General features: G+C 63.3%; 15 protein-coding genes. All 15 read left to right on the top strand.

All coding sequences use genetic code 11. The features are described from left to right. Nucleotides 1-175 precede the first annotated feature (175 nt). Nucleotides 176-1,048: a GPO family capsid scaffolding protein gene (locus ACPW75_RS24365; RefSeq protein ID WP_425904387.1), complete on the top strand. Its 873-nt coding sequence runs from the start codon at nt 176-178 to the stop codon at nt 1,046-1,048. A gap of 9 nt (nt 1,049-1,057) precedes the next feature. Then, entirely contained in the window at nt 1,058-2,110 is a 1,053-nt protein-coding gene (locus ACPW75_RS24360; protein ID WP_168967738.1) for a phage major capsid protein, P2 family, read from the top strand. Nucleotides 2,111-2,113: 3 nt separating this feature from the next. Next, nucleotides 2,114-2,842, top strand: a complete 729-nt coding sequence (locus ACPW75_RS24355; RefSeq protein WP_323901091.1) for a terminase endonuclease subunit — start codon at nt 2,114-2,116, stop codon at nt 2,840-2,842. A gap of 171 nt (nt 2,843-3,013) precedes the next feature. Beyond that, nucleotides 3,014-3,475: a head completion/stabilization protein gene (locus ACPW75_RS24350; protein ID WP_139731513.1), complete on the top strand. Its 462-nt coding sequence runs from the start codon at nt 3,014-3,016 to the stop codon at nt 3,473-3,475. After that, nucleotides 3,472-3,996 carry a phage tail protein gene (locus ACPW75_RS24345; protein WP_425904386.1) on the top strand — a complete coding sequence of 175 codons (525 nt, stop codon included), beginning with the start codon at nt 3,472-3,474 and terminating at the stop codon, nt 3,994-3,996. Before ACPW75_RS24350 ends, ACPW75_RS24345 begins: the two co-directional genes overlap by 4 nt. Continuing rightward, nucleotides 3,993-4,679: a phage virion morphogenesis protein gene (locus ACPW75_RS24340; protein WP_045529844.1), complete on the top strand. Its 687-nt coding sequence runs from the start codon at nt 3,993-3,995 to the stop codon at nt 4,677-4,679. Before ACPW75_RS24345 ends, ACPW75_RS24340 begins: the two co-directional genes overlap by 4 nt. A gap of 3 nt (nt 4,680-4,682) precedes the next feature. Further along, complete coding sequence (locus tag ACPW75_RS24335; protein WP_085736120.1) at nt 4,683-5,795, top strand: DUF2586 domain-containing protein; 1,113 nt, start codon at nt 4,683-4,685, stop codon at nt 5,793-5,795. A 3-nt stretch (nt 5,796-5,798) separates the two neighbouring features. Beyond that, nucleotides 5,799-6,254, top strand: coding sequence for a phage protein (locus ACPW75_RS24330; protein WP_045525296.1), 456 nt, complete (start codon nt 5,799-5,801; stop codon nt 6,252-6,254). 9 nt (nt 6,255-6,263) lie between these two features. Then, on the top strand, nt 6,264-6,473 hold the full coding sequence (locus tag ACPW75_RS24325) for a TraR/DksA family transcriptional regulator (RefSeq protein WP_045525294.1): 210 nt from the start codon (nt 6,264-6,266) through the stop codon (nt 6,471-6,473). Nucleotides 6,474-6,496: 23 nt separating this feature from the next. Continuing rightward, nucleotides 6,497-6,823: a phage holin, lambda family gene (locus ACPW75_RS24320; protein ID WP_045525292.1), complete on the top strand. Its 327-nt coding sequence runs from the start codon at nt 6,497-6,499 to the stop codon at nt 6,821-6,823. Next, on the top strand, nt 6,810-7,271 hold the full coding sequence (locus ACPW75_RS24315) for a glycoside hydrolase family 24 protein (RefSeq protein WP_408755643.1): 462 nt from the start codon (nt 6,810-6,812) through the stop codon (nt 7,269-7,271). The genes ACPW75_RS24320 and ACPW75_RS24315 overlap by 14 nt, the downstream gene beginning before the upstream one ends. Beyond that, a complete protein-coding gene (locus tag ACPW75_RS24310; protein ID WP_425904385.1) occupies nt 7,268-7,699 on the top strand; it encodes a hypothetical protein in 432 nt (143 codons plus the stop codon). Before ACPW75_RS24315 ends, ACPW75_RS24310 begins: the two co-directional genes overlap by 4 nt. After that, nucleotides 7,632-7,826 carry an Rz1-like lysis system protein LysC gene (gene lysC / locus ACPW75_RS24305; protein ID WP_425904384.1) on the top strand — a complete coding sequence of 65 codons (195 nt, stop codon included), beginning with the start codon at nt 7,632-7,634 and terminating at the stop codon, nt 7,824-7,826. The genes ACPW75_RS24310 and lysC overlap by 68 nt, the downstream gene beginning before the upstream one ends. Further along, nucleotides 7,823-8,086, top strand: a complete 264-nt coding sequence (locus ACPW75_RS24300) for a putative phage tail assembly chaperone (RefSeq protein WP_166464250.1) — start codon at nt 7,823-7,825, stop codon at nt 8,084-8,086. The genes lysC and ACPW75_RS24300 overlap by 4 nt, the downstream gene beginning before the upstream one ends. Before the next feature lie 41 nt (nt 8,087-8,127). Next, nucleotides 8,128-8,271 (top strand): DUF6890 family protein, encoded by a 144-nt coding sequence (locus ACPW75_RS24295; RefSeq protein WP_168967559.1) that lies wholly within the window; start codon nt 8,128-8,130, stop codon nt 8,269-8,271. Nucleotide 8,272 lies beyond the last annotated feature (1 nt).

Genomic DNA, 8,272 nt, shown 5'->3' with positions numbered 1-8,272 from the left:
GGCGCCTCCATCAGGTGAATGATGGCGCCATCATAGCCAGCCCACTTCCCCCTCTTATCCCACTGATGTTCTGAGCAATTCGGATATCCCGCTGGATCCGAATCCCGCCGAACACAACCGGATGAATCACCCTTGCCGACCCGATAGCCTGACTCCGCATCAATTGGGAGCAGGCATGAACGAATCAACCTTGAGAACTGGCTGGGTCTGTATCGCCACCGAAGGCAAAGCGGTGGACGGGCGGGATATTACCCGCGACTGGCTCACCGACATGGCCGAGACCTACGACCCGACCTATTACACCGCCGTCATCTGGCCCGATCACGATCGCTGGTCCAGCTACGGCACCGTGCAGGCCCTCAAGACCGAAGAGGTCGATGGCAAATTCAAGCTGTACGCCATCCTTTGCCCAAACCGCGATCTCATCTACTGGAACCAGAGCGGCCAGTATCAGTTCTGCTCCATCGAGCCGTTCGAGCAGTTCGCCGATCTGGGGCGCACCTACCTGATTGGTCTGGGCGTCACCGACCAGCCAGCCAGCACCGGGACCACCCACCTCAAGTTCAGCAAGAGCAACAAGGGCCAGGTCATCGGCACCAGCGAACCGCTGGATCTCTCCATGTTCACACTGCCCAAGCATGAGAAGCCAGACAGCCTGCTCACCAAGCTGTTCAACCTGCTCTCCAGCCATGGCGAGCAGGCACCTACCACTCCCCCCAGCCAACCCGAGGATGAGGAAATGAAACCAGAACAGTTCGATCAGATGCTGGGGGCCCTCACTGGCCTTGGCACCAAGATCGATGCCTTCAGCGCCAAGCTGGAAGCCAAGCCGACCACCGAGGAAACCACCCAGCCGGTCACCGAGCCCACCAAGGTGGAGGATAAACCCGGCATCACCGCCGAGCAGTTCACCAAGCTGGAGCAGACCCTGACCGGCCTGACCGACAAGTTCGGCGAGCTGCAGGGCAAGATCGAACAGTTTTCCGCTGAAGTACCGGGCCAGCGCCCGGGCGCGCTCGGCGGTGACGATACCCCCACCGTTTACTAAGGAGCGGCCGTGAGTCAGTCCCTCACCGTCCAGGCCCGTCAGCGCCTGGAGCAATACAGCAACGCCCTGGCCAAGTCCTACGGCATCCCCGTTAACGCACTGGCCAAGCAGTTCAGCGTCATTTCTGGCCCGGTCGAAACCGGCCTGCGCTCAGCGCTGCTGGCGTCCGTCGAGTTCCTTGGCCTCATCACTTGCCTGGACGTGGATCAGATCAAGGGCCAGGTAGTGCAAGTCGGCATCGGCAAGCTGTTCACCGGCCGTAAGAAGGATGGCCGCTTCAACGGCAAGATCGGCGTCGCCGGCAACACCTACGAGCTGACCGAGACCGATTCCTGCGCCTCCCTCGACTGGGCCACCCTGTGCGTCTGGGCCAACGCCGGCAGCGAGGGCGAGTTCATCCGCCTGGTCGGTGAGTTCATCAACCGGGTCTTTGCCCTCGACATGCTGCGGGTCGGCTGGAACGGCGTGAAAGCCGCTGAGACCACCGATCCGGAGAAGAACCCGCTCGGTGAAGACGTCAACAAAGGCTGGCACCAACTGGCCCGCGAGTGGAACGAAGGCAGCCAGATCATCAAGGCCGAGGCCGGCAAGAAGATCCACTTCGACCCGGATGGCAAGGGTGATTACAAGACCCTGGACGAGATGGCCTCCGACCTCATCAACACCACCATCGATCCACTGTTCCGCCAGGACCCGCGTCTGGTTGTGCTGGTCGGTACCGATCTGGTGGCCGCGGCCCAGGCCAAGCTCTACAGCGAAGCCACCAAGCCGAGCGAGCAGATCGCCGCCCAGAAGCTGGCCGAATCCATCGCCGGGCGCCGCGCCTATATCCCGCCGTTCTTCCCGGGCAAACGGATGGTGGTCACCACCCTGGACAACCTGCACATCTACACCCAGCGCGGCACCCGCAACCGCAAGGCCGACGATAACCAGGACAAGAAGTGCTTCGATAACCAGTACTGGCGGATGGAAGGCTATGCCATCGGCGAGTACCTGGCCTATGGCGGCTTTGAAGAGGCCGACATCGAGATCGGCGCCGCGCCGGCAGCACCCGAGGTCTAAGCCATGAGCTCACCCGGTCAACGCCACAAACAGCGCGTCCAAGCCATGCAGGGGGCTGCACAAACCGCCAGCTCAGGCATGGCCACCGGCGCGGTGGCGGACAGCCTGCACCTGCAGATGATTGCCCTGGAACAGGACATCGTGCGTCTGCGCAAGCTGGCCCGCATTGGGGACCGGGTGAACATGAAGCGGGACGAGCTGATGCCCAAATACCGCCCCTATGTGGAGCGCTATCTGGCCGCCGTCAGTGAGTCCGGCCAGCCCTACCAGAACGAGCTGTTTCAACGCCTCATCATCTGGGCCTTCGATGTCGGGGATTTCGACGCCGGCATTGCCTGGGCGGATCTCGCCATCGCCCAGGGCCAACGCACCCCGAACAACATCAAGCGCGACTGGGCACATTTCGTGGCCGACACCGTGCTGGAGTGGGCCGAGAAGCAAGCAGCCGAGGGGCATGCCGTCGAGCCATGGTTCTCCCGGGTGTTCGACAAGGTACGCAATGACTGGCGCCTCAACGAACGGCTGACCGCCAAGTGGTTCAAGGCGGCAGGTTGTCTGCTGCTGCGTGACCACGACGGCCAGCCTCGCCCCAGCGCCGTGGGGGACAGCGCCACCCTGGAGCAAGCCGACCACTGGCTGGCCCAGGCCGACAAGCTGCACAGCAAGGTGGGCGTCGGCACCTTGCGCCAAAAGATTGCCATGCGCCTGCGGGCGCTTAATCCGGAGCAATAACGACTCTCCGCGCCGTCGCACCCCGGCGGGGAGGATAGGCCAGCCGCAAGGCCCGCGCCGAATCCTGCGATCCGTGGCTACAGGGGTGCACCTTTTCTCGCCGCGCCATCGGCGACCCGTGTAACCGGGGTAGTGGTGTTCACATTGGCAAGCATCAACAGGGGTCCAGACATGTTTGCAGGCAAGGATATCGACTACAGCGCCGCCACTATCCGCAATGACGGGTTCTGGCCTGATGTGGCCGTGGCCGACTTCGAGCGCCGCCGCGCCCTGCCTGCTGACCTCGACCAACAGACCACCGGCGCCGCCCTGCTGGCCGCCGTCTCTGAAATCAACCTGCAGCTCGCCAGCCACCAGGTCGCGCTGCTGGCCAAGGGCTACGCCAGTGCCGCTGCCGTACCGGGTCCGAGCCTAGAAGGCGGCACCAATGCGCTGACCGAGCAGTACCTGGCCGCCGTGTTTGCCCGTGCCAAGGCGGCCATCTTGCCGGAGTTCGCCAGCGTCACCGAGCGACCGGCCGCCAACAACCAGGTGGAACGGGCGCCAGAGCAGCGCGCCCAACTGCTGGCCGAAAGTCAGCAGTTGGTGCGCAGCATCAAGGGCAAACATCGGGCGGGAGTGTCACTGATATGAGCGAAGCCATGAACGAGCAGCAAGCCCAGGGCTATTTCCTGCACGCGCTCCACGCCGAGATCCAGCGGGTACTGCCGGCCAAATGCCACAAGTCGCTGGATAGCTGGATGGAGAACGGCGCCATCCGGCTGGAATCCAAGAACATGGGGCCCACCGGGGTGGATGTGGCCTGGCTCACCTATCAGGCGGTGTACACCATCGAGCAACTGCCCTTTCGCGAACTGGATCCGGCCATCGTGCTGGCCACGGTCGCCGCATGGGTGCAGGAAAATGATCCGTTTCGCGAGAAGTTCAAGCTGGACGACCCAGAATACGCCGTCACCCCGAACGATGAGCGGACCGCCGATCTCGAGATCCAGCTCACCTTTACCGAGCCGCTGCGCCTCATCGAGCACCCGAGCGGCCCCATCCAATGGAGCGGCAAACGCTGGAACGTGGCCCCCTATGAAATCTGGGTGGCAGAGCACATCGAGATGAACGTCGGTGACACCGGCCATCACCAGGTAGGTGGACAGTCATGATCACCATCACCCTGGACACCCGTCGCAGCAAGGACCAGCTCAACCTGCTGGCCCTGCCAGCCAAGAAACGCAAGCGCCTGGTGTGGCGGGCAGCCAACGAGATGAAAAAGCTGGCGGCCCGCAATGTGCGCCAGCAGCAAGACCCGAACGGCCAGCCCTGGGCACCGCGCAAGCGCGGCAAACGCAAGATGCTGCGCGGCCTCCCCAAGTTGCTGCAGATCCGCGAGCCCCGCCAGGACGTGGCCGAGCTCGGGTTCACCAAGGGCACCATGAGCGCCCACGCGGGGATCATCGCCAACACCCACCAAAAGGGGCACACCTACAAGATGACGGCCGCCAGCCGGCGCCGCATCGCCCCCAGTGAAGGCGGCAAGCAGAAACAAGCCTCCAAGGCCCAGGCGCGCAAGCTGCGCGAACTCGGGTTCAAGCGCCCGGGCCAGCGCAAGCGCTCATACCGGTCGGCCTCACTTGGCTGGATCACCAGCAATCTCAACTACGCCCAGGCGGGCCTGCTCATCAAGAAGCTCAAGGATGAACCGGTGAAAGAGAGCTGGGAAATAGAGCTGCCTGCTCGCCCCTTTCTGGGGGCCAATGCCAAGCAACGGGAGCAGGCCTTTGCCCGCGCCCTGCAGAGCATCAATTACGGCTGGGACGTCAACAAGCAAGACCTCAAGAGGAAATAAGCCATGTGGCCTTATGTACAGATCAACAACTTGAACCAGATGCAGGGGCCGGTGACCGAGGTCGAACGCCACCTGCTGTTCGTCGGCAGCGCCGCCAGCAACACCGGCAAGCTGCTCTCCCTCAACACACAGTCAGACTTTGACCAGCTGCTCGGCGCCGCTGACAGCGAGCTGAAAGCCAACCTGCAGGCCGCCATGGCCAACGCCGGCCAGAACTGGACGGCGGCCGCCTTCGTGCTGCCCACCGACATGGACTGGAAAGAGGCAGTGCGCGATGCCCAGAAAACCCAGTCATTCGAGGGGGTCGTGGTACTGGGGCAGGAGTGGGACCAGGCCAGCATCAATGCCGCCCACGCCCTCAACCAGGAACTGATCGCCAAGTGGGGGCGCTGGCAGTTCATGCTGCTGGCGGTACCGGGCATTGCGAAGGAGCAAGACTGGTCCACCTATGAGACCGAGCTGGCCACCCTGCAGGAGGGCATCAAGGCGGAATCCGTCTCGCTGATCCCGCAGCTGTTTACAAACCTCGTCGGCGCCTACGCCGGCCGCCTGTGCAACCGCTCGGTCAGTGTGGCCGACAGCCCCTGCCGGGTGAAAACCGGCGCCGTGGTGGGTCTTGGCAACAAGCCGAAGGACAAGGACGGGGTCGAGCTGCCGCTGGCCACCCTGCAGACCCTGGAGCAGAACCGTTACTCGGTGCCGATGTGGTACCCGGACTATGACGGTACCTACTGGGCCGACGGCCGCACCCTGGACGCCGAGGGCGGCGACTACCAGGTGATCGAAAACCTGCGGGTCGCCTACAAGGTAGCGCGCCGGATGCGGGTACGTGCCATCGCCCGTATCGGCGATCGCTCGTTCAACTCCACCCCGGGCAGCACGGCCGCCGCCATTCTCTACTTTGGCAAAGACCTGCGCGAGATGGCCAAGGCCATCACCATCAACGGCCAGCCGTTCCCGGGCGATATCACCTCCCCCAAGGATGGCGACATCGGCATCCAGTGGACCGACAAGAACCACGTTTCCATCTACGTGGTGATCCGCACCGTGGACTGCCCCAAGGGGATCACCGTCAACATCATGCTCGACTTGAGCCTCAACAACGGGGAGGGCTAATCCATGACCCGCCGTATTTCCGGCCAGAACTTCGACATTGAACTGCTGGGCACCATGGTGCACGTCGAGAAGGCCAGCCTGACCATCACCGATAACAGCGCCGTGGCGCAAACCCGGGGCATCCCTGACGGCTATGTGGACGGCGACGTCTCGGCCGAGTGCGAGTTCGAGCTCGATGCCAAGAACTTCAAGCTGCTCAGCAACGCTGCCAAGCGGGCCGGCAGCTGGCGCGGGATGAAACCGGAGGATGTGCTGTTCTATGCCGACAATGGCGACGAGACCATGAAGGTGGAGGCCTTCGGCGTGAAGCTGCAGATCTCCGACCTGCTGGATATCGACCCCAAGGGCGGTAGCAAGACGTCGCACAAGATCAAGGGCGCCGTCACCTCCCCCGACTTCATTCGCATTGATGGCGTGCCGTACCTCTCGGAAGACGACACCCGCCACCTGAAAGGGTAAGGGGGACCAATGGACGACATCGACCGCGCCAACCACCACGCCGCCCGCATGCTGGCGATCCAGTTGGCTAACCAGGTGGGCAAAGGCCACTACCAGGGCGAGAGCCGGCACCTGTGCGAAGAGTGCGACGACCCCATCCCGGAAGAACGCCGCCGCCATGTACCCGGGGTGCGCCTGTGCGTCCCCTGCAAGACCCGCCTTGAGCGGCTGGGTCGCTAACCAGAGCAACGGACATGAACTCTATGCCAAACAAAGACCCCACCCTCTGGGCTGCCATGCTGGCCTGGCTGATGGACAACTGGCCCGCCGTCTATGGGGCACTGCTGGCGCTGGCCATCGCCTTCCTGCGCATCACCTATGCCGGTGGGCGGGGTCGCCGCCGGCTGATCGAATCCCTGCTGTGCGGCCTCATCACCTTAGCGGCCGCCACTGGGACCCAGCTGCTAGGGATCCCCCAGGAAGCCACCCCGTTGTTGGGTGGCATGGTGGGACTGCTTGGGATCGACATCATCCGCGACCGGGCCGCACTGATGTTTCGCAAGAAGGAGGACAACAATGCCGCGCAGTAACTGCCACCCACAGGTGGCTGCCTTTCTCGACCTATTGGCCTATGCCGAGGGCACCAAGGGCCTGGGGGACGACGGTTACAACAAGCTGGTCAATCCGGCGGGGTTCTTCGGTGACTACAGCACCCACCCCAATGTGTCTGTCATCGTCCGCCCCGGACTGGTCAGTACCGCCGCCGGCCGTTATCAGCATCTGTCCAAACACTGGCGCCACTATCAGATGCTGCTGGCCTTGCCGGACTTTGGCCCCGAGTCACAAGACACCTGGGCTATCCAGCTTATTCGCGAGCGCAAGGCGCTAGACGATGTGCTCAAGGGGCGCATCCCCCAGGCGGTGGCCAAGTGCGCCAACATCTGGGCCAGCTTGCCGGGCGCCGGTTACGGTCAGCGCGAGCACAAACTGGCTGACCTGCTGGCCAAGTTCACTGAGTTCGGCGGGGTGCTGGCATGAGCACCCTCAGCAAGGTCATGGGGATCGTGGGCCTGCTGCTGGTGCTGGCGCTCTATGTCACCCACCGCCGCAGCGTGGACATGCAGCGCACGATGGGCGAGCAACAAACCACGATCACCCACCTGCAGACCGTCAACAGCCAGCAGGCCACCGAACTCCAGGAACAGCAGCTGATGACGACGGGCTTGCGCCTGCTGCTAAACGACCAGAACGCGGCCTTGGCCGAGCTCGACAACCAGAACAGGAAGACCGCCGATGAACTGCAACAAGCGTTGGCCACGCCACCGACTGGCCGCCCGGACTGTGCTCGCGAGCCTCTGCCTGCTGGCGCTTTGCGCCTGCTCCAGCCAGCCCACCACGGTGGTGCAAACCAAGGTAGTGAAGCGGCTGCCGCCGCCCGGGCTGGTGCCACACTGCCAGGAGCCTGACTTTACGGGGGCCACTTACGGCGAGGCCGTGCGGTTTATCCCCACCCTGCAGACGGCGCTGCGCCGCTGCCAAACCCAGATCAACACCCTGAACCATTGGATTGAACAAGAGGAAACCACCCCATGAGTACACCGATCATCACCCTGGACGTCGCCGGCAAAGAGCTGAAATTCGCCCCCACCATGGTGGCCTATAACGGCTTCATCAACGACATGATGCCCAACGACAAGGTGGCACCGGCTCACAACTACCTGAAAAAGATCGTCTGCGCCGAGAGCAAAGAGGCGCTCGATGAGCTGCTCAAGCGCCCCAGCGCCGCCCTGCAGCTGGCGGGGGCCATCAACAAGGAGTTCGCACCCGAGCTGGAGATCACCGTAAAAAACTGACGGCGCGCGCCGAGGCCATCGAGCGCAACCAACTGGAGCAGGTGCTGGCGCTGCGGCGCTACTACCTGCCCCATGAGGATGACGACCTCGACAACCTGGCTCGCGCCATCTGGTTAGACAGAAACGCAAGAGAGTCCAACGCCACCGCCGTGGCAGAGGGCATTGCCAAAGCACTGAACGGATAAG

Origin of the sequence: Aeromonas sp. FL131 (genome assembly GCF_049860615.1) — a bacterium.
GTDB lineage: Bacteria > Pseudomonadota > Gammaproteobacteria > Enterobacterales > Aeromonadaceae > Aeromonas > Aeromonas hydrophila.
This window is presented reverse-complemented; position numbering and strand designations above follow the sequence as displayed.

Excerpts from the sequence above, each read along its gene's own strand:
- ACPW75_RS24365 (WP_425904387.1), top strand. The coding sequence starts at position 176 with ATGAACGAATCAACCTTGAGAACTGGCTGGGTCTGTATCGCCACCGAA.
- ACPW75_RS24355 (WP_323901091.1), top strand. The coding sequence starts at position 2,114 with ATGAGCTCACCCGGTCAACGCCACAAACAGCGCGTCCAAGCCATGCAG.
- ACPW75_RS24350 (WP_139731513.1), top strand. The coding sequence starts at position 3,014 with ATGTTTGCAGGCAAGGATATCGACTACAGCGCCGCCACTATCCGCAAT.
- ACPW75_RS24345 (WP_425904386.1), top strand. The coding sequence starts at position 3,472 with ATGAGCGAAGCCATGAACGAGCAGCAAGCCCAGGGCTATTTCCTGCAC.
- ACPW75_RS24340 (WP_045529844.1), top strand. The coding sequence starts at position 3,993 with ATGATCACCATCACCCTGGACACCCGTCGCAGCAAGGACCAGCTCAAC.
- ACPW75_RS24335 (WP_085736120.1), top strand. The coding sequence starts at position 4,683 with ATGTGGCCTTATGTACAGATCAACAACTTGAACCAGATGCAGGGGCCG.
- ACPW75_RS24330 (WP_045525296.1), top strand. The coding sequence starts at position 5,799 with ATGACCCGCCGTATTTCCGGCCAGAACTTCGACATTGAACTGCTGGGC.
- ACPW75_RS24325 (WP_045525294.1), top strand. The coding sequence starts at position 6,264 with ATGGACGACATCGACCGCGCCAACCACCACGCCGCCCGCATGCTGGCG.
- ACPW75_RS24320 (WP_045525292.1), top strand. The coding sequence starts at position 6,497 with ATGCCAAACAAAGACCCCACCCTCTGGGCTGCCATGCTGGCCTGGCTG.
- ACPW75_RS24315 (WP_408755643.1), top strand. The coding sequence starts at position 6,810 with ATGCCGCGCAGTAACTGCCACCCACAGGTGGCTGCCTTTCTCGACCTA.
- ACPW75_RS24310 (WP_425904385.1), top strand. The coding sequence starts at position 7,268 with ATGAGCACCCTCAGCAAGGTCATGGGGATCGTGGGCCTGCTGCTGGTG.
- ACPW75_RS24300 (WP_166464250.1), top strand. The coding sequence starts at position 7,823 with ATGAGTACACCGATCATCACCCTGGACGTCGCCGGCAAAGAGCTGAAA.